The following is a 22,540-nucleotide window of genomic DNA, read 5'->3' as shown; positions in this document are numbered from 1 at the left end:
TCCTCCGCTCTGTGGTGGATCGACTGACGACCGCCAAGTCCCCGCGATCCACGAGGTCGTTGCGCCTTCTTCGGCGGTATTGACCATATTTTCTGCTGTGGTCCGACTTCTTGGCGACGTTACCCGAGGCCGGGGCGGACTCCGAGTACCGCGCTGCCGACGCGCACATGTGTCGCTCCGGCGGCCACGGCCTGTTCGAGGTCCGCGCTCATCCCTGCCGAGACCATGGTGGCAGCAGGATGGGCCCGGCGCAGGGAGGTCGACAAATCCATGAGCCGCTCGAACGCCGCCTGTTGGCGGCCGGCGTACTCCCCGGTCAGCGGCGCGACGGTCATCAGGCCGCCGAGCCGCAGCCCCGGGGCGTCCGCGACGAGGTCCGCCAACTCCCCGATGCCGCCCGGCGCCACCCCGCCCCGCTCGCCCCGCGCCTGCTCGCCCGCGTCCAGGGCGACCTGGATCAGGCACCCGAGTTCGCGGCCCGCGCGCACGGCCTCCCTGGAGAGCGCGGTGACCAGCCGGGCGCGGTCCACGGACTGCACGACGTCCGCGTAGCCGACGACGGATCGCACCTTGTTGGTCTGAAGTTGACCGACAAAATGCCAACTCAAGGGCAGATCCGTACATTCCGCGGCCTTCGGTGCCGCGTCCTGGTCCCGGTTCTCGGCGACCTGCCGGACCCCGAGGTCCGCCAGGATCCGCACGTCCGAGGCCGGGTAGGTCTTGGTGACCACGATGAGGGTCACGTCCTCGCGGGGGCGTCCGGCCGCGGCGCACGCGGCGGCGATGCGCCCCTCCACCCTCGCCAGATTCGCGGCGAGTTCGTCCTTACGTTCCGTCATGCCTCATCAGTCCAGCCAGACATAGCCCGCGAGCCGACCCGTGGTGCGGTCGCGGCGGTACGAGAAGTGGTCGTCCGACTCCCGGGTGCAGACCGACGACCGCTCCCGGTCGCGCACTCCCAGGCGCTCGAGTTGTGCGTGCACCCCGGCGCTCACATCGAGCGCCGGCGTACCCCAGCTCGTCTCGGCGTACGCCGCCGGTTCGGAGGCGCTCACCTCGGCGCGCATCGCCTCGGGCACCTCGTAGCACCGGCCGCACACGGCGGGTCCGGTGCGGGCGGTGATCCGGGCGGGGTCGGCGCCGAGTTCCACCATGGTCCGCACGGCGGCGGGCACCACCCCGGCCACCATGCCGGGCCGGCCCGCGTGGGCCGCGGCGGCGATCCCGGCGACCGGGTCGGCGAGCAGCACCGGGGTGCAGTCGGCGGTGAGCACGGCGAGGGCGAGTCCCCGGCGGGCGGTGACGAGCGCGTCGACGGCCGGGATGCCGGCCGCGGGGTCCCAGGGGCCGTCCACGACCGCGACGTCGTCGCCGTGCACCTGGTTCATCCAGACCACGTCGGCCGCATCGAGCCCGAGGGCGGCGGCGGCCCGTGCGCGGTTGGCCCGTACGGCGCCGGGGTCGTCCCCGACGGCGCCGCCCAGGTTCAGCTCCTCGTACGGAACGGCGCTCACCCCGCCCCACCGGTCGGTGAAGGCGAAGTGCGCGCCGTTCACGGTGTCGCGCGGTCCTATCACTTCAGGAAGTCCGGGACGTCCAGTTCCTCGGCCGCGCTGTCGGTGTAGGTGCGCGGCGCCGGCGGGGCGGGCGGCGCGGTGGTGAGGTCGCTCAGCGGTTCCGGGGCGACCGGCTCCGGCTCCTCCTTGGGCGTCACGCTGCCCAGCGAGCCGAAGGTCGGACGGCTCTCGGACTGCCGTACCGGAGCGGGCTCCTCGCGGCGGGGCGCGGACGACGAGGAGGCGGCCGAGCCGAGGACGTTCTCCCGGCGGGCCGGGGGCTGGCCGCCGTCGAAGCCGGCCGCGATCACGGTGACCCGCACCTCGTCGCCGAGGGCGTCGTCGATGACCGCGCCGAAGATGATGTTGGCCTCGGGGTGCGCGGCCTCGCTGACCAGCTGGGCGGCCTCGTTGATCTCGAACAGGCCGAGGTCGGAGCCGCCGGAGATGGAGAGCAGGACGCCGCGGGCGCCGTCGATGGAGGCTTCCAGCAGCGGGGAGGAGATCGCCATCTCGGCGGCGGCCACCGCGCGGTCGTCGCCGCGGGCCGAGCCGATGCCCATGAGCGCCGAACCGGCCTCGGACATGACCGACTTGACGTCGGCGAAGTCCAGGTTGATCAGGCCGGGGGTGGTGATCAGGTCGGTGATGCCCTGCACACCGGACAGCAGCACCTGGTCCGCGGACTTGAACGCGTCGAGCACGCTGACCTGGCGGTCCGAGATGGACAGCAGCCGGTCGTTGGGGATGACGATGAGGGTGTCGACCTCTTCGCGGAGTTCGGCGATGCCGTCCTCGGCCTGGTTGGCGCGGCGCCGTCCCTCGAAGGTGAACGGGCGCGTCACCACGCCGATGGTGAGGGCGCCCAGGGAGCGCGCGATGTTGGCCACGACGGGTGCGCCGCCGGTGCCGGTGCCGCCGCCTTCACCGGCCGTCACGAAGACCATGTCGGCCCCCTTGAGGACCTCTTCGATCTCCTCGCGGTGGTCCTCTGCGGCCTTGCGGCCGACGGCCGGGTTGGCCCCGGCGCCGAGTCCGCGGGTCAGTTCGCGGCCGACGTCCAGCTTGACGTCGGCGTCGCTCATCAACAGCGCCTGCGCGTCGGTGTTGATGGCGATGAACTCGACGCCCTTGAGACCGACTTCGATCATCCGGTTGATGGCATTGACACCACCGCCGCCGACACCGATGACCTTGATGACTGCGAGGTAGTTCTGCGGTGCTGCCACGTCGAAGGCCTCTCGCCTCGAATTACGTCGCCGTCGTTGCGCGCTGTCCGCGCCGCGACGGCTGATGCCGAATGGGACGGTCCGTAACGCCGACCCGAACCCTAACCCTGAAGTTTAGGGTTACCAGTGTGCCTGTTCCTTGAAGTCTTCTGAACAGGACACTAAGTCGACAAGTGGCGCCCGTTCAACGAACACGCCGAACCTCCCGTTTTTCTTTTCACCCTATGTGATCAGGCATAGCGGTGCCCAACCAGGGTGCTGGCCTGCACGTATACCCGTCAACTCCCGGATGACGCCGGGGCGATGGGGACACTCACGTCGAAGTGCCGGGCGTCGGGGGTGGCTTTCAGCAGCGCGGTGAGCACACGGGCCTTCGCGGCGCTGCCCTCCCCGCTGCCCCAGGACACGGTCCGTCCGCCGCTCAGCTCCAGCGAGATGTCGTCGTAGGTACGGACCTTGACGGCACGGGTCGTGCGGGCCACCGCGGCCGGGATGCGGCCGGCCACCGTGACGGCCTCGCGCACCAGGCGCGCCTCGTCGAAGCGGCGCAGACTCGCCGCCGTGGCGGCGGTGCGGGAAAGCGACAATTCCAGGACGGGAACGCCTTTCGGCGCCTGCGGAACTGTGGCGAATCGGACACCGGCGGCGTCCACTTCGATGAACTTTCCGCCCTTTTCCTCCACCATGACGGCGGTGCGCTCGACGACTTTCAGCTCGATTCCGTGCGGCCACGAGCGCACCACGGCGACCGATTCGATGCGGGGCAGCCGGTGCCGCAGCCGGGCGACGACGGCGCCGGTGTCCACGGAGACCAGCGGGTCGCCCACCGGCACCGCGGCGGCCGAGCGCACCTGAGCGGCGGTCAACACCCTTGTCCCGGAGACGGAGACGCGCTCCACCCGGGTCCACGAGGAGCCGTAGAGGACCCACAGGGTGCCGCCGCCGAGCAGGAGCACGGCCACGGCCGCCAGGACGAGCGTGCGAAGGGGAAGCCGCCGCAACCGGCGGACCAGGGGCGGGCCGGACGGCGACTCCCGCCGGCGTTCACCGCGTTCCTCGGACGTCGCTCCGGCCACGCTGTCGATCCCCTTCGTTCATATGGTCCTAACGGCGCGAGGCGATGGCCTCGTACACCATGCCGACGAGCAGTTCGTCGGCGTCGCGCCGGCCGAACTCACCGGCGGCCCGGGACATCTGGTACAGCCGGTGCGGGTCGGCGAGCACGGGCAGCACCTGCTGCTGCACCCACTCCGGGGTGAGGTCCGCGTCGTCGACCAGCAGACCGCCGCCCGCCTTGACCACCGGCTGGGCGTTCAGCCGCTGTTCGCCGTTGCCGATGGGCAGCGGGACGTAGGCGGCCGGCAGTCCGACGGCGGAGAGTTCGGCGACGGTCATCGCGCCGGCGCGGCAGAGCATCATGTCGGCGGCGGCGTACGCGAGGTCCATCCGGTCCAGATAACTTACCGGGATATAGGGGGGCATACCCGGCATCTGGTGCACGCGCGGCAGTTCGTTCTTCGGGCCGACCGCGTGCAGGATCTGGATGCCCGCCTGCTGGAGCCAGGGAGCGACCTGCTGGACCACCTCGTTGAGCCGGCGGGCGCCCTGCGAGCCGCCGGTGACCAGCAGCGTGGGCAGGTTGGGGTCGAGTCCGAACATCGCGCGGGCCTCCGGCCGCGCGGCCGCCCGGTCCAGCGTGGCGATGGCCCGGCGCAGCGGGATGCCGATGTAGCGGGCGCCGCGCAGCTTGCTGTCCGGGGTGGAGACGGCGACCTGGGCCGCGTAGCGCGAACCGATCTTGTTGGCCAGGCCGGGGCGGGCGTTGGCCTCGTGGATCACGATGGGCACACCGAGCCGCTTGGCGGCGAGGTAGCCGGGCAGGGCGACATAGCCGCCGAAGCCCACCACGGCGTCCGCCTTGGTGCGTTCCAGGATCTGCTCGGCCGCCTTGATCGTGCCGCGCAGCCGGCCCGGGACGGTGATCAGCTCGGGCGTGGGCTTGCGCGGCAGCGGTACCGCCGGGATCAGCGCCAGCTCGTAACCGCGCTCCGGGACGAGCCGGGTCTCCAGGCCCCGTTCCGTGCCCAGGGCCGTGATCCCCACGGTCGGGTCCTGCCTGCGCAGGGCGTCCGCGAGGGCGAGCGCGGGCTCGATGTGGCCCGCGGTACCTCCGCCGGCGAGTACGACATGCACCGAAATTCACCGCTCTCCGGACGAACGCGCCGCCGAGGCGCGCCGTCGCATCGTGTTCCATCTCCGAGGCCCCTGGCCGGACCCCTGACCCGATCCTGCACCGGATCCCCGGTCCGAGCCGCGGCCGAAGCCCCCGGCGGGCTCCCGTCCGGGATTCCGGCCGGGTGTCCGCGCGGGCCCGCGGCCGGCCGAGCGGCCGGCCGCGGAGCCTCCTGCCCGCTTTCTACCAAAGCGAGGTTGCCGCATGGCAAGCGCCGCCCGCGCAGCGGGTTCGTCTCGCGCGAAGGCGATCAGCAGCCCGATGGCGAACATGGTCGGCAGCAGGGCGGATCCTCCGTAGGAGAACAGCGGGAGCGGGACACCGGCGATCGGCAGCAGACCGAGCACCGCACCGACGTTGATCACCGCCTGCGCGATGATCCAGGTGGTCACGCCTCCCGCGGCATACCTGACGAAGGGTTCCTCCGTGCGTCCGGCCACGCGGATGCCCGCATAGCCTAGAGCCGCGAACAGGGCGAGCACCGACAGAGTCCCCGCGAGACCCAGTTCCTCACCGGTCACCGCGAAGATGAAGTCGGTGTGGGCTTCGGGGAGTTGCCCCCATTTCTCCACACTCGCCCCGAGTCCGGAACCGAAGAATCCGCCGGAGGCCAGGGCGTAGATGCCGTGTACCGCCTGCCAGCACTTGGTCACGTCGGTGGAGCCGACGCAGGCGAACCGGTCCAGGCGGTTGGGGCTGGTCTTGATGAGGACCAGGCCGATCAGAGCGGCGACCGACAGCACGCCGACGAACAGCCGGGTGGGCGCGCCCGCCAGCCACAGCAGGCCGAACAGGATGGCGGTGAGGATGATCGCGGTGCCCATGTCGCCGCCGAGCATGATCAGCCCGAGCAGCATGAAGGCGACCGGGACGAGCGGCACCAGCATGTGCTTCCACTGTGTGAGCAGCCGCTTCTCCTGCTTGCGCGCGATCAGGTCGGCGGCCCAGAGCACCAGCGCCAGCTTGCCGATCTCGCTGGGCTGGATCTGGAAGGAGCCGCCCAGCGAGATCCAGTTCTGGTTGCCGTTGACCGACATCCCTATCCCCGGCACCTGCACCAGCGCCATCAGGAACACCGCGCCCGCCAGGATCGGGTAGGCCAGCGCCCGGTGCAGCTTCACCGGCATCCGGGCGGCGGCCAGCAGCAGTCCCGCGCCGATCACGGCGGCCAGCAGCTGCTTGCGGAAGAAGTACGAACCGGGCAGCGCCATCTGGAGCGCGGTGACCTGGGAGGCCGAGTAGACCATCACCAGGCCCAGCACGGTGATCAGCGCGCTGCCGCCGAGGATCAGGTAGTACGCGGTGAGCGGCCGGTCCCAGGCCTTGCGGGCGCGGGTGACGAGGGTGCGTACGGCGTTGTCGCGGGGGCCGCGGACCGCGGCGGGCCCGCGCCCGGCCCGCTGCGCGGGCGGACGGCCCCGGCGGCTGCCGGGACTACCGGGCATCTCCGCCTCCGCGGTACGTCGGCGGCGTACGCCTGGCTCGGTTCGCGGGTCCCACGCGTCCCTCCCAAGGTCGCCCGGCAGCGGGGGCGGCCGGGGTCAGCGGGTGCCGAGTTCGCGAACGGCCTCCGCGAACGCGTCACCGCGCTGGTTGTAGTTGGTGAACATGTCCATGGAGGCACAGGCCGGGGCGAGGAGCACCGTGTCGCCCGCGGCGGCCAGTCGCCGCGCCTCCCGGACCGCCTGGAGCATGGCCCCAGTGTCGGTCCGGTCGAGGTCGACGACGGGGACTTCGGGGGCGTGTCGCGCCAGGGCCTCGCGGATCAGCGCGCGATCGGCGCCGATCAGGACGGCGCCGCGCAGCCGCTTCGCCGAGCGGGCGACCAGCTCGTCGAAGTCCGCGCCCTTCGCCAGACCGCCCGCAATCCATACGATCGACTCATATGCCCCCAACGACGCCTCGGCCGCGTGGGTGTTGGTGGCCTTGGAGTCGTCGATGTAGGCGACGCCGTCCACGTCGGCCACGTGCGCGATGCGGTGCGCGTCCGGGGTGAAGGCCCGCAGGCCGTCCCGCACGGCCGTCGCGGGGACGCCGAAGGCGCGCGCGAGGGCCGCCGCGGCAAGGGCGTTGGCGATGTTGTGCGGGGCGGGCGGCCGGACGTCGGAGACCTCGGCCAGCTCCTGGGCGTTCTTGTGCCGGTTCTCGACGAAGGCCCGGTCGACCAGGATGCCCTCCACCACGCCGAGTTGGGAGGGCGCCGGGGTGCCGAGGGTGAACCCGACGGCCCGGCAGCCCTCTTCGACGTCGGCCGCGCGCACCAGGTCCTCGGTCGCCGGGTCGGCCGCGTTGTACACGCAGGCGACCTGGTTGCCCTCGTAGACGCGGCCCTTGTCGGCGGCGTACGCCTCCATGGAGCCGTGCCAGTCGAGGTGGTCCGGGGCGAGGTTGAGGACGGCGGCGGAGTGGGCGCGTAGCGAGGGCGCCCAGTGCAGCTGGTAGCTGGAGAGCTCGACGGCGAGCACGTCGTAGCGCTCCTCGCCGAGGACGGCGTCCAGCAGCGAGACGCCGATGTTGCCCACGGCCGCCGTGCGCAGGCCCGCCGCCGTCAGGATGGAGGCGAGCATCTGCACGGTGGTGGTCTTGCCGTTGGTGCCGGTGACGGCCAGCCAGGGGGCCGGTTCCCGGCCGTCCAGGCCGCGCAGCCGCCAGGCGAGTTCGACGTCCCCCCAGACCGGGACGCCCGCCCGGTCCGCCGCCAGGAACAGCGGCTTGTCCGGCTTCCAGCCGGGCGTGGTGACGATCAGTTCGGTGCCTTCGGGCAGGGTGTCGCCGTCGCCGAGGCGCACGGTGACGCCCAGGGTGCGCAGTTCGGCCGCCTGCGCACGGGCCCGTTCGTCGTCGCCGTCGTTGACGACGGTGACGTGCGCGCCGAGGCCGTGCAGGACCTTGGCCGCCGGGATCCCGGAGACGCCGAGTCCGGCGACGGTGACGTTCTTCCCCTGCCAGTCGGTCACTTGTCCGCTGCCCATCCCGCGTAGAAGAGGCCGAGTCCGACGATCACACAGATGCCCTGGATGATCCAGAAACGGACCACGACGAGCACTTCGGACCAGCCCTTGAGTTCGAAGTGGTGCTGGAGCGGCGCCATCCGGAAGACCCGCTTCCCGGTGAGCCGGAAGGAGCCGACCTGGATGACCACCGACATGGTGATGAGGACGAACAGGCCGCCCAGCAGCGCCATCAGCAGCTCGGTGCGCGAGCAGATGGCCAGGCCCGCGAGGACACCGCCGAGCGCCAGCGAACCGGTGTCGCCCATGAAGATCTTGGCCGGTGAGGTGTTCCACCACAGGAAGCCGAGGCAGGCACCCATCAGCGCGGAGGCGACGACCGCCAGGTCCAGCGGATCGCGCACCTCGTAGCAGGCGTTGGGATTGGTCAGCGTCATCGAGTTGGCGCAGGACTCCTGGAACTGCCAGACACCGATGAAGGTGTAGGCGCCGAAGACCAGCACGGAGGCGCCGGTGGCCAGACCGTCCAGACCGTCGGTGAGGTTCACGCCGTTGGACATCGCCAGGATCATGAACAGCGCCCAGATCACGAACAGCACCGGGCCGATGGTCCAGCCGAAGTCCGTGATGAACGACAGCTTCGTGGACGCGGGGGTGTTGCCGCGGCTGTCGGAGAACATCAGCGACAGCACCGCGAAGCCGATGCCGACGATCAGCTGGCCCGCCATCTTCGCCCTGGCGCGCAGACCCAGCGAACGGCGCTTGACGATCTTGATGTAGTCGTCGAGGAAGCCGACCATGCCCATGCTGACCATGAGGCCGAGCACCAGCAGACCCGAGTACGTCGGGGGCTTGCCGGAGATGACCTTGGACAGGAAGTACGCGACGACCGTGGCCAGGATGAAGGCGATACCGCCCATCGTCGGCGTACCGCGCTTGCTGGCGTGCTCGCGCGGGCCGTCGTCCCGGATGTACTGGCCGTAGCCCTTGCGGGCCAGCAGCTTGATCAGCAGCGGGGTGCCGACCAGCGTCAGGAAGAGACCGATGACTCCTGCGAACAGGACCTGGTTCATCATCGGGCGGCGACCTCACCCTCGGCACCGGTCTCGACGAGCGCCTGGGCCACGCTCTCCAGACCGACCGAACGGGACGCCTTCACGAGCACGACGTCCCCCGGGCGCAACTCGCTGCGCAACAGGTGGACCGCCGCCTGTGCGTCGGACACGTGCACCGACTCCTCACCCCACGAACCCTCGTTGTATGCGCCCAGTTGCAGCCAGGACGCTTCCCTGCCCCCGACCGCGACGAGCTTGCTGACGTTGAGCCGGACGGCGAGCCGTCCGACCGCGTCGTGCTCGGCGAGCGCCTCGTCCCCGAGCTCGGCCATCTTGCCGAGCACCGCCCAGGTCCGCCGCCCCTTGCCCATGGCCGCGAGCGCGCGCAGGGCGGCTCGCATGGACTCCGGGTTGGCGTTGTAGGCGTCGTTGACGACGGTCACGCCGTCCGGGCGCTCGGTGACCTCCATCCGCCAGCGGGAGAGGGAGCCCGCCCCGGAGAGCGCGGTGGCGATCTCCGTTGCGGACATGCCCAGCTCATGGGCGACGGCGGCCGCGGCGAGCGCGTTCGACACGTGGTGCTCACCGTACAGGCGCATGGTCACATCGCATGCACCGGAGGGTGTGTGAAGCCTGAAGGAAGGCTGTCCGCTGTCCGTGAGTCTCACGTTCTCGGCGCGTACGTCCGCTTCGCCCGCCTCTCCGAAAAGGAGCACCTTCGCCTGCGTACGGGAGGCCATGGCACGGACCAGCGGATCGTCGGCGTTGAGGATCGCGGTGCCGCCCTCCTCAGCCGGCGGCAGGGACTCGACCAGCTCGCCCTTGGCCTGGGCGATCTGCTCCCGGCCGCCGAACTCGCCGATGTGGGCGCTGCCGACGTTGAGCACGAGGCCCACCTTCGGCGGGGTCAGCCCGGTGAGGTAGCGGATGTGGCCGATGCCGCGGGCGCCCATCTCCAGGACGAGGTACTTGGTCTCCTCGGTGGCGGTCAGGGCGGTCAGCGGCAGCCCGATCTCGTTGTTGAGCGAGCCGGGCGTGAACACGGTCGGGGCCTTGCTCCGCAGCACCTGGGCGATCAGGTCCTTGGTGCTGGTCTTGCCCGCGGAGCCGGTCAGGGCGACGAGGGTCGCGCCGAGTTCGGCCACGACGTGGCGGGCGAGGGCGCCGAGGGCGGACTGCACGTCCTCGACCACGATCGCGGGCACGCCGACGGGACGGGAGGCCAGCACCGCGACGGCGCCCGCCGCGACGACGTCCGCGGCGAAGTCGTGGCCGTCCACGCGCTCACCGGCGAAGGCGACGAAGAGGCTGCCGGGCACCGCCTCCCGGGAGTCCCGGACGACGGGTCCGGTGACCTGGACGGACGGATCCGGTATGTCGTGCGTCTGCCCGCCGACGACTGCTGCGATCTCGGCGAGGGAGAGGGCGATCACAAGTTCATCCCCTGGGTCTTCTGGATTTTCAATCCCTGGGTCGTACGGACGGTCGTCCCTGGCTGTTCAGGTGTACGGGGCCGTCCCTGGTCTCACGGACGGTCATCCCTGGGTGGTGCGGACGGCTTCGCGCAGGACCTCTCGATCGTCGAAGGGGCGGATCACACCGGCGATGTCCTGGCCCTGCTCGTGGCCCTTGCCCGCGACCAGGACGGTGTCCCCGGGCCGGGCCCGGCCCACGGCGGCGGCGATGGCGGCGGCCCGCTCCTCGAACAGGAGCACCTCGCCGCGCTCGTGCGCGGGCACCGAGGCGGCGCCCTGGAGCATGGTGGCCAGGATCGCGAGCGGGTCCTCGGAGCGGGGGTTGTCGGAGGTCAGCACGGCGGTGTCGGCGAGCCGGGCCACCGCGGCGCCCATCGGGGCGCGCTTGGTGGTGTCGCGGTCGCCGCCGCAGCCCAGCACCACGTGCAGATGGCCCTTGGTGACCTTGCGCAGGGCCTTGAGCACCGACTCGACGGCGTCCGTCTTGTGCGCGTAGTCGACGACCGCGAGGTAGGGCTGTCCGGCGTCCACCCGCTCCAGGCGGCCCGGCACGCCCGGGACGGCGGCCACGCCGTCGGCGGCGGTCTGCGGGTCGAGTCCGGCGGCGGCCAGCGCGACGATCGCGGCGAGGGTGTTGGCGACGTTGAACGGGCCCGCGATCGGGGACCTGGCGGCGATCCGCTGCCCCTCGGGGCCGATCACCGTGAACGTCGAGTCGAGCGGGCCGACCTGGACGTCCTCGGCGCGCCAGTCGGCGTCCGGGTGGCCCTCGGCGGAGAAGGTGACGACCGGGACGGTGGCCTCCCGGGCGAGCCGGCGGCCGTACTCGTCGTCGTGGTTGACCACGCCGAGCCTGCTGCGCTCCGGGGTGAACAGCTGCGCCTTGGCCTGGAAGTAGTCCTCCATGCCGGAGTGGAACTCCATGTGCTCCGGGCTGAGGTTGGTGAAGACGGCGATGTCGAAGACACAGCCGTCGACCCGGCCGAGCACCAGCGCGTGGCTGGAGACCTCCATGGCGACCGCCTCGACGCCGCGTTCGCGCATCACGGCGAACAGGGCCTGGAGGTCGGTGGCCTCGGGCGTGGTGCGCTCGGACTTGATGCGCTCCTCGCCGATGCGCATCTCCACCGTGCCGATCAGACCGGTGGACCGCGCGGTCTTCAGGCCGCCCTCGACGAGGTAGGCGGTGGTGGTCTTGCCGGAGGTACCGGTGATGCCGATCTGGAGGAGGTCGCGGCCGGGCCTGCCGTAGATGGTCGCCGCCAGCTCGCCCATCCGCGCGCGCGGGTCCTCGACGGCCACCACGGGCAGTCCGGTCGCGGCGGCGCGGGCGGCGCCCGCCGGGTCGGTGAGTACGGCGACCGCGCCGAGGCTCGCCGCCTGGGTGACGAAGTCGGCGCCGTGCGCGCGGGCTCCGGGCAGGGCGGCGTACAGGTCGCCGGGGCGCACGGCACGTGAGTCGTGGGTGATGCCCGTGACCTCGGCGCTGCGGTCCGGTCGCGCGGTACCCAGCTGATCGGCCAGCTCCGCGAGGGGGATGGCGGTGACCTGAACCGGTCGCGGCGGTCCCGGGTACGTCACGGAAGCGCCCTTCTGGGTGGTTTGGGACTGATCAGGGTGTGACACGGCGGTGAGCGTACCGGGCTCACCGGCCTGCGGGCGAAGCGAGGCCGCGGGCGGCCGGCGGTTCCCGGGGTCGGGGGTGATCGTTGTCACGGGCTGGTTCCTGGTGGTTCTGGTCCGGTGGTACGGGTTCCGGCGGGTGCTGCGTGCCGGTCGGGGGCCGCTGGGACGCTCGGGTACGGGCTCGGGAGGGGCTGGGGGGCGCTGGGCCGAAAGGGTCTGCCCGGCGGGTCAGGGCTTGTAGTCGACGGGCAGGTTCGCGGTCTGCGCGCCCGTCGGCGGCACCTGGAGGGTCTTCAGCGCGAACGTCATGACCTGCTTGTAGATCGGGCCGCAGATCTGGCCGCCGTAGTAGTTGCCCTTGGTGGCGTTCTGGATCGCGCAGTAGACGGTGATGCGGGGGTTGTCGGCCGGGGCGAACCCGGCGAAGGACGAGGTGTAGCCGCGGTATCTGCCGGTGGCCGGATCCACACGGTTGGCCGTACCGGTCTTGCCCGCGACGCGATAGCCGGGGATGCGGGCCTTGAGGCCGGTGCCCTGCTCGTCGTCGACCACGGACTCCAGCATCTGGGAGAGTTCCTTGGCCGTCTCGGCGCTCACGACCCGCTGTTTCGCGGGCTCGGCCGCCGGGGCGAAGCGGCCGTCGGGTCCCTTGGTGCCGCGCACCAGGCTCGGCTGGATCCTGACCCCGCCGTTGGCGATCGTCGAGTAGATGGACGCCGCCTGGAGCGCGTTGAGGGAGAAGCCCTGGCCGAACGGGACCGTGTACTGCTGCGAAGTGGACCACTTCTCGGGCGGCGCCAGGATGCCCTTGGTCTCGCCGGGGAAGTGGATGCCGGTGTAGCCGCCGATGCCGAACTTGCGCAGATACGAGTAGAGGACCTTGTTGGCCTCCGGCTGGGTCTTGCCGAGCCGTCCGGTGGCCAGGATCGTGCCGATGTTGCTGGACCGGGCGAGCACGCCGTTGAGCGTGAGGTACCAGGTCTCGTGGTCGACGTCGTCCTGGAAGAGCCGGTCGCCGCGGTGCAGCCGGTTGGGTACGACCACATGGGTGCCCGGGGTGGCCACGCCCTCCTCCAGCACGGCGGCCATCGACATGAGCTTGGCGGTGGAGCCGGGCTCGAAGGCGTCCTGGACGGCGGCGTTGCCGAGCGCCGCCGGGTCGGCGTGGGCCAGGTCGCCCGGGTCGAAGCCCGGGGAGTTCGCCATGGCGAGGATCTCGCCGGTCCGGGTGTCCTGCACGATCACATAGCCGCGGTCCGCCCGGGAGTCGCGCACCTGCTGGGTGATGGCGTTCTGCGCGGCCCACTGGATGTCGCGGTCGATGGTCAGCTCGACGTCGGTGCCCGGGACGGCCGGGGTGCCGGTGGAGCCCGCGGTGGGCACCTCGCGGCCGCCCGACTGGGTGTAGCGGATCTTGCCGGGCTTGCCGGCCAGCTCCTTGTCGAGCTGCTGCTCGATGCCGCCGCCGCCCTTGCCCTCGGCGTTGACCCAGCCCAGCAGCGCGGCGGCCAGGTCGCCGCCCGGGTAGACGCGCTTGGTGCTGGGCTCGGAGAAGACACCGGCCAGGACGTTGGCGGCGGTCTTGTCCGTGCGCGCCTTCTGGGCGAGCGCGGCCTTCAGGTCCTTGATCTGCGTCCAGACCTGCGGGGTCTGGCGGCGGGCCAGCAGCACGTAGCGGGTGTTCGCCGTGCGGAGCTTCTTCGCCAGCTGGGCCTGGTCCTGGCCGATGATCGGGGCGAGCAGCGCGGCGGCCTGTTCGGGGCCGTCGCCGACCTTGAGGCTCTCGCGCGTGAACATCGTCGGGTCGGCCGTGATGTCGTTCGCGTCCACGCTGGTGGCCAGGGAGACGCCGTTGCGGTCGGTGATGCCGCCGCGCTCGGCGGCGATGGTGTGCACCACGTAGCGGTTGGCCTCGGCCTTGGCCGCGTAGGCGCCAGCGTCGACGGCCTGCACCTGGAGCAGCCGGACCACGAAGACGAGCATCACCAGGGTCAGCGCGAGGGCGACCATGCGCAGTCTGGGCCGGGGGCTGCCCAGGCGCAGGACGCGCACCGGCGGGGGCCGCCAGGTGGAGTTCGGGCGGCGGGCCGGACGGGCGCCGGGGCCGGGCCGCTGCCTGCCGCCGCCGGGGCGGGCCTGCCTGGCGGGCCTGGCGGGTCCGGGCACGCGGCGGCGCGGCGGTTCCCTGTCGGTCACTTCCGTCACCTGCCGGGGGTCGGGGTCGTGGCGGGCTGGGGTCCGGTCGCGTCGGCCTGCCCGGCGGGCGCGGCGGTGTCGCTCCCGGAGGGCGCGGCGGGCGCGCTCTGCCCGGTGTCCGGGGCGGTGCCGTCGGCCGCGGCCGCGGGCGCGGGGGCCGCGGGCGGCACGCTGCCCGTCAGGCTCTCGGGCGGCCGTACGGACACCGGGAGGTCGTACGCGGCGGACTGCTCGGCGGCGGCGGAGGGCACGCCCTTGACGGTGCCGTCGGGGTTCAGGAAGGCGGGATCACCGCCGGGCACCATGCCCAGTTGCCGTGCGCGGCGCTGGAGGGCGTCGGGGGCGGAGTAGGAGTCGATGTCCCGCTGGAGGGCCTGCTCCTCGTCCGTGAGGTTCTTGGTGTCCTTCTTCAGGTCGTCCATCTGGAAGGCGCCTTCGCTGAGCGCGGAGTTCAGCACCAGCAGTCCGATGAGGCCGCCGCCCAGGAGCAGCACGACGAGCAGGACGAAGGGGGCGCGGGCGGCCTGGGGCCCCTTTCCCGGCAGGAGCCGCGCCAGCCGGGCGGCACGCCCCCGCGGCTCGGGTTTGCTGCTCACTGGTCCCCCTGGCTCACTCGGCGTCCTCCCTGATGCGCTCGGCCCCGCGCAGCCGGGCCGGTGCCGCCCGCCGGTTCTCGGCGATCTCTTCCTCGGTGGGAAGTTCGGCACCGCGGGTGAGCAGCTTGAGCCGGGGCTGGTAACGCTCGGGGACGACCGGGAGCCCGGGGGGCGCGGTCGTGGCGGCTCCGGCCGCGAACACCTGCTTGACCAGGCGGTCTTCGAGCGACTGGTACGACAGTACGGCGATCCTTCCGCCGACGTCGAGGGCCTTCACCGCGGCCGGGATCGCCCGTTCCAGCACGGCGAGTTCGCCGTTGACCTCGATGCGCAGCGCCTGGAAGGTGCGCTTGGCGGGGTTGCCGCCGGTGCGCTTGGCGGCCTGGGGCAGCGCGTCGCGGATCAGCTCCACCAGGCGGGCGCTGCGGGTGAACGGCTCCTTCTGCCGCTCGCGCACCACGGCGGCCACGATCCGCTTGGCCTGCTTCTCCTCGCCGTAGGCCCGCAGGATGCGCACCAGTTCGCCGGGCGGGTAGGTGTTCAGCACCTCGGCGGCGCCGATGCCGGCCGACTGGTCCATGCGCATGTCCAGGGGCGCGTCCTGGGCGTAGGCGAAGCCGCGGTCGGCCTCGTCGAGCTGCATGGAGGAGACCCCGAGGTCGAACAGGACGCCCCGCACGCGCGGCAGGCCGAGCCTGGCGAGCACGTCGGGCAGTTCGTCGTAGACGGCGTGCACCAGGGTGGCGCGGTCGCCGAAGGGGGCGAGGCGTTCGCCGGACAGGCGCAGCGCCTCCTTGTCGCGGTCCAGGGCGACGAGGCGGGCCTCGGGGAAGCGGGTGAGCAGCGCCTCGCTGTGTCCGCCGAGCCCGAGGGTGCAGTCGACGACCACCGCTCCCGGCCGCTCCAGGGCGGGTGCCAGCAGGTCCAGGCACCGCTGGAGCATCACGGGGACGTGTCGGCTGTCGCTCAAGGGGCCCTCTCAGGTCCGGCGGGCCCGCACGCACCGCCGGGTCCCCGGCCGCTCGCGGGACGAGGGGGCCCTGCCGGCGCCGGAAGCGTCAGCCGACCGGGAGCGGGAGGAGGCCGAGCCGTACGTACGCGCCGCGCACGTGGGGAGACCGTCGGGCGCGAGCCGTGGTCTCCGGGGAAATGCCGTGCAGCAGGGAGGGCTGCGCCTCCCGCTTCGCGTCACTTTAGTCCACCGTGTCGCCCGGTCAATCAACCGGCCTGCGCGTCGCCCGCCGGAGTGCCGGGACACGGCGCGGGCCGCCGGTTCACCCGTCCGGACGCGGATACCCTGTGTGTGGGTTCTCTCACAACAAGCCACTGTGATGTTCTTTGTCCGCTCCCACGACGAGACCGCGGCGCGCACGCCCAGTAACGTCATGAGTATGACGACTTCCGCATCAGTTCCCGCCGGTCCCGAGGACGCCATAACGGACCGTTCCGTCATCGACCGGCTCGTCACGGCCAACGGGACCTACGCCGACGCGTTCACCGACCCGGGCATGGACGCCCGGCCGGTCCTCCAGGTCGCCGTCGTGGCCTGTATGGACGCCCGTCTCGACCTGCACGCCGCGCTCGGTCTGCGGCTCGGCGACTGTCACACGCTGCGCAACGCGGGCGGCGTGGTCACCGACGACGTGATCCGCTCGCTCGCCATCAGCCAGCGCGCGCTCGGCACCCGCCGGGTGGTGCTCATCCACCACACCAACTGCGGCATGCAGACCATCACCGAGGACTTCCGCCACGACCTGGAGATGGAGGTCGGACAGCGCCCCTCCTGGGCGGTGGAGGCCTTCAAGGACGCCGACCAGGACGTGCGGCAGTCGATGCAGCGGGTGCGCACCTCGCCGTTCCTGCCGCACACCGACGACGTGCGCGGCTTCGTGTTCGACGTCCGCACGGGCCGGCTGCGCGAGATCGACCCGGAGTGACCTCGGGCCCCGCCCCGGCGTGCCGGGGCGGGGCCGCGGCGCCATGTGGGCGGGTTGCGCGTCGTCCACGGTGAAAAGTCGTGAAACCCGAATATCGCGGCCAGTTGTCCACAGGCGAGTGACACGAATCGGTAACGGCGGCAAGAATGCGGGGTGTGACATCACGCGGGACCTTCCGGGTGATGTCGTGTTCGGGGTGGGCCCGGTCCGCGCAGCGGGGCGTCGGCCCGGAAAACTGGGGAATCCCCCGCCCGGCGACGGGCGCGGGGACGGGCCGAGGAGGGCCGGTGACGACCTATGACGATCGAGCGAGCCATGGGGGTGCCCCCGCGCGAGCGCGGTCGGGCGTGGGGGGTGATCTGACCGCCACCGTGGAGCGCGTCCGCGGTTCGGTGGAAGGAGTGATCGAGGGCAAGCCCGAGATCGTACGGCTCTCGCTGACCGTTCTGCTCGCCGAGGGACACCTCCTCATCGAGGACGTCCCCGGCGTGGGCAAGACGATGCTCGCCAAGGCGCTGGCGCGCTCCATCGACTGCTCGGTGCGGCGCATCCAGTTCACGCCCGACCTGCTGCCGTCGGACATCACCGGTGTGTCCATCTGGGACCAGCAGCGCCGGGACTTCGAGTTCAAGCCGGGCGCCATCTTCGCGCAGATCGTGATCGGCGACGAGATCAACCGCGCCTCCCCCAAGACCCAGTCGGCGCTGCTGGAGTCCATGGAGGAGCGCCAGGTCACCATCGACGGGCAGACCTACGAACTGCCCGCCCCCTTCATGGTGGTGGCCACGCAGAACCCGGTCGAGATGGAGGGCACCTACCCGCTGCCCGAGGCGCAGCGCGACCGCTTCATGGCCCGGGTGTCCATCGGCTACCCCAGCCCGGAGGCCGAGTTGCAGATGCTGGACGTGCACGGCGGCGTCAGCCCCCTGGACGACCTGCAACCGGTGGCGCACGCGCACGACATCGTGAAGCTCATCGACGCGGTCCGCGCGGTGCACGTCGCCAAGGCCGTGCAGCGGTACGCGGTCGACCTGGTCGCCGCCACCCGCACCCACCCCGACCTCAGACTCGGCGCCTCCCCGCGCGCGACGCTGCATCTGCTGCGCGCGGCGAAGGCGTCGGCCGCGCTGAGCGGCCGGGAGTACGCGCTGCCCGACGACGTGCAGGCGCTCGCCGTCGCGGTACTGGCCCACCGGCTGCTGCCCACCGCGCAGGCGCAGCTCAACCGGCGGACGGCGGAGCAGGTCGTCGACGAGATCGTGCAGCGCACCCCGGTGCCCGCGGCGGCCCAGGCGGGCGGCGGTCTCGGGATGGGCAACACCGCGCCGGAGTTCGGCCGGCAGCAGCCGCGGAGGCTGTGATGACCGACCCGGGGCCCGCGCGCGCGGAGGACGAGCAGGGCGGCCGGGGCGGCGTCCGTACCGCGCTCTCGGGTCTCACCACCCGCGGCCGGTCCTTCCTGGCCGCCGGGATCGCGGCGGCCGTGTGCGCGTACATCCTCGGGCAGGGCGAACTGCTGCGGGTCGGGCTGCTGCTGGCCGTGCTGCCCCTGGTCTGCGCGGCCGTGCTCCACCGCACCCGCCACCGGGTCGCGGGCAGCCGCCGCCTCAGCCCCGGGCGGGTGCCCGCGGGCGCCGAAGCCCGCGTCCATCTGCGGATGGACAACGTCTCCCGGCTCCCCACGGGCCTGCTGATGCTCCAGGACCGGGTGCCCTACGTCCTCGGGCCCCGGCCGCGCTTCGTCCTGGACCGGATGGAGCCGGGCGGGCGCCGCGAGGTGTCCTACCGGGTCCGCTCCGACCTGCGCGGGCGCTATCCGCTCGGCCCGCTGCAACTGCGGCTGACCGACCCGTTCGGGATGTGCGAGCTGACCCGCTCCTTCTCGGCGTACGACACGCTCACGGTCGTCCCGCGCGTGGAGCCGCTGCCGCCGGTGCGGCTGAGCGGCGAGGCCAAGGGGTACGGCGACGGGCGGCAGCGTTCGCTGGCGCTGGCCGGCGAGGACGACGTGATCCCGCGCGGCTACCGCTACGGCGACGATCTGCGCCGCGTGCACTGGCGCTCCACCGCGCGCTACGGCGAGCTGATGGTGCGCCGCGAGGAGCAGCCGCAGCGGGCCCGCTGCACGGTGCTGCTGGACACCCGCGCCGTCGCCTACCGGGGCGCGGGCCCCGACGCGGCCTTCGAGTGGGCGGTCTCCGGTGCCGCCTCCGTCCTAGTGCACATGCTGGAGCGCGGCTTCTCGGTGCGGCTGCTGACCGACACCGGCGATTCGGTGCCGGGCGAGGGCTCGGAGGGCTTCGCGGGGTCCGGCCAGGACTCGGCGGACGCGGCCGGGCAGCTCATGGACACCCTCGCCGTGATCGACCATTCGGACGGAGCGGGCCTGTCCCGCGCCTACGACGTGCTGCGCGGCGGCAACGAGGGCCTGCTCGTGGCCTTCCTCGGCGATCTCGACGAGGCGCAGACCACGATGGCCGCGAAGATGCGGCAGCGCAGCGGGGGCGCGGTCGCCTTCGTCCTGGACAGCGAGGACTGGAGCCGTGACCCGGCGGGCGCGCCCGCGGCGGGCGACGCGGCCGGTGAGCGGCTGCGGATGCTCCATGACACGGGCTGGACGGCCGTGCGCGTGTCCCGGGGCATGGCCCTGGACGAGGCATGGCGCCGGGCGGACCACGAGCGCTCCGCCGCAGGCCCGGCCGGCGGCTCCCACTTCGCCACGTCGACGGCGGCGAGCCAGGCGGGGCCAGGCCCGGGTGGACCGGTGGCGGCGCGCGGCGCGGGCGCGGGCGCGAGCGGGGAGGGGTCGTGGTGAAGGGCAGAGCAGCGGGCCGGGCACCGCGGCGGCCGGGCGGAGCACCGCCGCGTACCCGGCCGGGGGCCGCCGGGCGGCCAGGGCCCGCGCCGGGAGCGCGAAGGCGGCCCGGGGCGGTCGGCGGGGCGGTCGGCGAGACCGGGGCAGCGGGCGGGGAACCGGCCGCCGCGTCGGGCGCGGAAGCCGGGCGCGGAGGTCGGCGCGGCCTCCGGCGGCGAGCGCGGGCCGGGTCCGGCTCCGGGCGCGTCGGAGTGTCACGGCGGACCGGGCCGGGGCGCGGGCGAGCGGGGACAGGGGCATGAGCGGCGTGACCCGGCCGGTGGGCCGGCGGGAGGGGCGGGGATGAGCGGGCGGACGCGGTTGGCGCTGTGCGCGGCGGTGGCCACGCTGATGGCGGCGTGCGCGTTGCTGCCGCTGGTCTCCCCCGCCACCTGGATCCTCCAGGCGACGCTGATGCTCGCGGTGCAGTCGGGCGTCGGCGTGGCGGCCCGCCGGGTGCCGCTGGCGCGCCCGCTGACCGTGGCGGCGCAGGCCCTGGCCGCCCTGCTGCTGCTCACCCTCCTCTTCGCCCGGCAGCAGGCGATCGCCGGGCTGATCCCCGGGCCGGACGCCTTCCGGCGGCTGGCCGCACTGCTCCAGCAGGGCGGTGACGACGTCGGGCGCTACGCGATCCCGGCGCCGCTGTCCGACGGCATCCGGCTGATGCTCATCGGCGGTGTGCTGATGATCGGGCTGATCGTGGACACCCTCGCGGTGACCCTGCGCAGCGCGGCCCCCGCCGGGCTCCCGCTGCTCGCGCTGTACTCCGTGGCCGCCGGGCTGTCCGACGGCGGCTCGGCCTGGCTGTGGTTCCTCCTGGCGGCGGCCGGCTACCTCATGCTGCTGCTGGTCGAGGGCCGGGACCGGCTCGCGCAGTGGGGGCGGGTGTTCGGCGGGGCGGCGCGGGCGCCGGGCGGCGGGTCCGGCGGCGCGGTGGCCCCGATCCGCACCGGACGCCGGATCGGCGCGGTCGCGCTGGGCGTCGCCCTGGTGGTGCCGCTCGCCCTGCCCGGGATGCGCGGCGGCCTGCTGGACGGCGACGGCGGCGTGGGCTCGGGCATCGGGGGCGGCGGGACCATCTCGGCGGTGAACCCGCTGGTGTCCCTGCGCGACAGCCTGAACGTCGACGAGAACCGCACGGTCCTCAGCCTGCGCACCAACTCCCCGAACGCCTCCGACCTGTATCTGCGCATCGTCTCCCTGGACGACTTCGACGGCACCACCTGGAAGCCGTCCCAGCGGCACATCGTCGGCGTGCCCGACCCGTTCCCCACCCCGTCCGGCCTGGACGGCGGCGTCCGGCGGACCGAGATCACCACCTCCATCGCCGCCGCCGACTGGTACGCGCAGGACTGGCTGCCGATGCCGTACCCGCCGAGCGGTGTGCGGGTCGACGGAAGCTGGCGCTACGAGCCCGTGGGCATGACCCTGGTCGGCGACCACGGGCAGAACACCCGCGGTCTGTCGTACCAGGTCAAGAGTCTGGAGGTGCAGCCGACGGCGGAGCAGCTCGCCACCGCCGGGGAGCCTCCCGCGGCCCTGGAGCGCGAGTACACCAAGGTGCCCGACAGCCTGCCGGGTGTCGTGGCGAGCACCGCGCGCCGGGTCACGTCGGGAGCGGCGAACCACTACGAGCAGGCGGTGAAGCTACAGAACTGGTTCTCCTTCGAAGGCGGCTTCCAGTACGACACGCAGGTCGAGGTGGGCGCGGGCGCGCAGGGGATCACACGGTTCCTCAGGGACAAGCGGGGCTTCTGCGTCCACTTCTCGTTCACCATGGCGGCGATGGCCCGTACGCTCGGCATCCCCGCGCGGGTGGCGGTGGGCTTCGCCCCGGGCGCCCCGCAGGGCGACGGCAGTGTCCAGGTGGGGCTCAAGGACGCGCACGCCTGGCCCGAGCTGTACTTCCAGGGCGTCGGCTGGACCCGCTTCGAGCCCACGCCGACCCGGGGCACGGTCCCGCAGTACACCACCTCGGACCCCTCGAACTCGACGCTGCCGAACCCGGCGCAGCCGTCCCAGGGGGCCAGCTCGCAGCCGTCCGCCGCGCCGTCCGCGAGCACCGGCTGCACCCCGCAGATGAAGCGGCTCCAGGAGTGCCCGAGCCCGTCCGAGCAGGCGGCGCTGCCCGTCGGGGACAGCGGCACGCCGTGGGGGGCGATCACGGGCTGGGCGCTGGGCGGACTCGCCGTGCTCGTCCTGCTGCTGTCACCGCTGCTGTGGCGGAAGCGGAGAAGAGCCGTCCGGCTGGGGGCGCACGGCCGTGGCCCGGCGGACGCGCTCCCGCACCGGCTGGCCGTCTGGCAGGAACTGACCGACACGGCCTGGGACTTCGGGATCTTCCCGGACGAGTCGCAGACCCCGCGCAGGACGGCGGAGCGGATCGTCCGGGTGGGACGGCTCGACCCGGTGGCCGCGGCCTCGGCCCACCGGCTGGCCGACGCCCTGGAGCAGGTGCTCTACGCGCCGAGCCCGAGCCCGATGCCGGGGCTCGCCGACGACGTCCGCCGGGTCGTCGCGGGGCTGCGCGGCACGGCCTCGCACGGCGCCCGGCTGCGCGCCGCCCTCGCCCCGCGCTCGGCCGCGCGTCTGTCCTGGGCCCTCTCCGCCCGCTCGGCCGCCCTCCGCGCCCGCGCCGCGGCCCTCCGCCCGGCCCTGCGCCGCCCCTCGCGCCAGCAGGGCTGACCGCCCGGCGCGAGGCGGTCGCCCGGATGCCCCGGGTGACCGCCGGGGGGCGGCTGAGCGCCGGGGGCGGCGGGCCGTCGCGGGGCGGCGGGCCGCGGAGGTGGGGCGGGCATGGGCAAGGGGCCGACCACGAGTCGTGGTCGGCCC

17 protein-coding genes are annotated in these 22,540 nt (G+C 73.0%); 4 read left to right on the top strand and 13 right to left on the bottom strand.

Annotation, left to right across the window (positions count from 1 at the left end):
* Nucleotides 1-119 precede the first annotated feature (119 nt).
* The 13 genes from ACWDYF_RS06310 to rsmH form a co-directional block, all read right to left on the bottom strand.
* A complete protein-coding gene (locus ACWDYF_RS06310) occupies nt 120-839 on the bottom strand; it encodes a YggS family pyridoxal phosphate-dependent enzyme (RefSeq protein WP_381743743.1) in 720 nt (239 codons plus the stop codon).
* A 6-nt stretch (nt 840-845) separates the two neighbouring features.
* On the bottom strand, nt 846-1,577 hold the full coding sequence (gene pgeF, locus ACWDYF_RS06305; RefSeq protein ID WP_381743742.1) for a peptidoglycan editing factor PgeF: 732 nt from the start codon (nt 1,575-1,577) through the stop codon (nt 846-848).
* The gene (gene ftsZ / locus ACWDYF_RS06300; RefSeq protein WP_018567478.1) at nt 1,574-2,785 is read right to left on the bottom strand and encodes a cell division protein FtsZ; all 1,212 of its coding nucleotides are present in this window, start codon (nt 2,783-2,785) and stop codon (nt 1,574-1,576) included. Before ftsZ ends, pgeF begins: the two co-directional genes overlap by 4 nt.
* Before the next feature lie 278 nt (nt 2,786-3,063).
* A complete protein-coding gene (locus ACWDYF_RS06295) occupies nt 3,064-3,861 on the bottom strand; it encodes a cell division protein FtsQ/DivIB (RefSeq protein ID WP_389466819.1) in 798 nt (265 codons plus the stop codon).
* A 28-nt stretch (nt 3,862-3,889) separates the two neighbouring features.
* Complete coding sequence (murG, locus tag ACWDYF_RS06290; RefSeq protein ID WP_064532544.1) at nt 3,890-4,978, bottom strand: undecaprenyldiphospho-muramoylpentapeptide beta-N-acetylglucosaminyltransferase; 1,089 nt, start codon at nt 4,976-4,978, stop codon at nt 3,890-3,892.
* Nucleotides 4,979-4,984: 6 nt separating this feature from the next.
* On the bottom strand, nt 4,985-6,463 hold the full coding sequence (ftsW, locus tag ACWDYF_RS06285; RefSeq protein WP_389466823.1) for a putative lipid II flippase FtsW: 1,479 nt from the start codon (nt 6,461-6,463) through the stop codon (nt 4,985-4,987).
* A gap of 96 nt (nt 6,464-6,559) precedes the next feature.
* A complete protein-coding gene (murD, locus tag ACWDYF_RS06280; RefSeq protein WP_389466826.1) occupies nt 6,560-7,990 on the bottom strand; it encodes a UDP-N-acetylmuramoyl-L-alanine--D-glutamate ligase in 1,431 nt (476 codons plus the stop codon).
* Nucleotides 7,972-9,045: a phospho-N-acetylmuramoyl-pentapeptide-transferase gene (gene mraY, locus ACWDYF_RS06275; protein ID WP_381743738.1), complete on the bottom strand. Its 1,074-nt coding sequence runs from the start codon at nt 9,043-9,045 to the stop codon at nt 7,972-7,974. The genes murD and mraY overlap by 19 nt, the downstream gene beginning before the upstream one ends.
* Nucleotides 9,042-10,457, bottom strand: coding sequence for a UDP-N-acetylmuramoyl-tripeptide--D-alanyl-D-alanine ligase (locus ACWDYF_RS06270; protein ID WP_018567472.1), 1,416 nt, complete (start codon nt 10,455-10,457; stop codon nt 9,042-9,044). Before ACWDYF_RS06270 ends, mraY begins: the two co-directional genes overlap by 4 nt.
* Nucleotides 10,458-10,559: 102 nt before the next feature.
* A complete protein-coding gene (locus ACWDYF_RS06265; protein ID WP_381743737.1) occupies nt 10,560-12,080 on the bottom strand; it encodes a UDP-N-acetylmuramoyl-L-alanyl-D-glutamate--2,6-diaminopimelate ligase in 1,521 nt (506 codons plus the stop codon).
* A 273-nt stretch (nt 12,081-12,353) separates the two neighbouring features.
* The gene (locus tag ACWDYF_RS06260; RefSeq protein ID WP_389466831.1) at nt 12,354-14,321 is read right to left on the bottom strand and encodes a peptidoglycan D,D-transpeptidase FtsI family protein; all 1,968 of its coding nucleotides are present in this window, start codon (nt 14,319-14,321) and stop codon (nt 12,354-12,356) included.
* Nucleotides 14,322-14,326: 5 nt separating this feature from the next.
* Nucleotides 14,327-14,917: a septum formation initiator family protein gene (locus tag ACWDYF_RS06255; RefSeq protein WP_381743735.1), complete on the bottom strand. Its 591-nt coding sequence runs from the start codon at nt 14,915-14,917 to the stop codon at nt 14,327-14,329.
* A gap of 13 nt (nt 14,918-14,930) precedes the next feature.
* Nucleotides 14,931-15,887 (bottom strand): 16S rRNA (cytosine(1402)-N(4))-methyltransferase RsmH, encoded by a 957-nt coding sequence (gene rsmH, locus ACWDYF_RS06250; RefSeq protein WP_381743734.1) that lies wholly within the window; start codon nt 15,885-15,887, stop codon nt 14,931-14,933.
* 421 nt (nt 15,888-16,308) lie between these two features.
* On the opposite strand from rsmH, the gene ACWDYF_RS06245 reads away from it, so the two are divergent.
* The 4 genes from ACWDYF_RS06245 to ACWDYF_RS06230 all read left to right on the top strand — a co-directional run bounded on the left by ACWDYF_RS06245 (nt 16,309) and on the right by ACWDYF_RS06230 (nt 22,393).
* The gene (locus ACWDYF_RS06245; RefSeq protein WP_018567467.1) at nt 16,309-16,854 is read left to right on the top strand and encodes a beta-class carbonic anhydrase; all 546 of its coding nucleotides are present in this window, start codon (nt 16,309-16,311) and stop codon (nt 16,852-16,854) included.
* A 287-nt stretch (nt 16,855-17,141) separates the two neighbouring features.
* Nucleotides 17,142-18,215 carry an AAA family ATPase gene (locus ACWDYF_RS06240; RefSeq protein ID WP_389466836.1) on the top strand — a complete coding sequence of 358 codons (1,074 nt, stop codon included), beginning with the start codon at nt 17,142-17,144 and terminating at the stop codon, nt 18,213-18,215.
* A complete protein-coding gene (locus tag ACWDYF_RS06235) occupies nt 18,215-19,669 on the top strand; it encodes a DUF58 domain-containing protein (RefSeq protein WP_389466839.1) in 1,455 nt (484 codons plus the stop codon). Before ACWDYF_RS06240 ends, ACWDYF_RS06235 begins: the two co-directional genes overlap by 1 nt.
* 342 nt (nt 19,670-20,011) lie before the next feature.
* On the top strand, nt 20,012-22,393 hold the full coding sequence (locus tag ACWDYF_RS06230; protein WP_389466842.1) for a transglutaminase TgpA family protein: 2,382 nt from the start codon (nt 20,012-20,014) through the stop codon (nt 22,391-22,393).
* Nucleotides 22,394-22,540 lie beyond the last annotated feature (147 nt).

The sequence above is a fragment of the Streptomyces sp. NPDC003284 genome (assembly GCF_053589675.1).
Note: the sequence above shows the minus strand (reverse complement) of the source record. Positions and strands in the feature narration are given on the sequence as shown.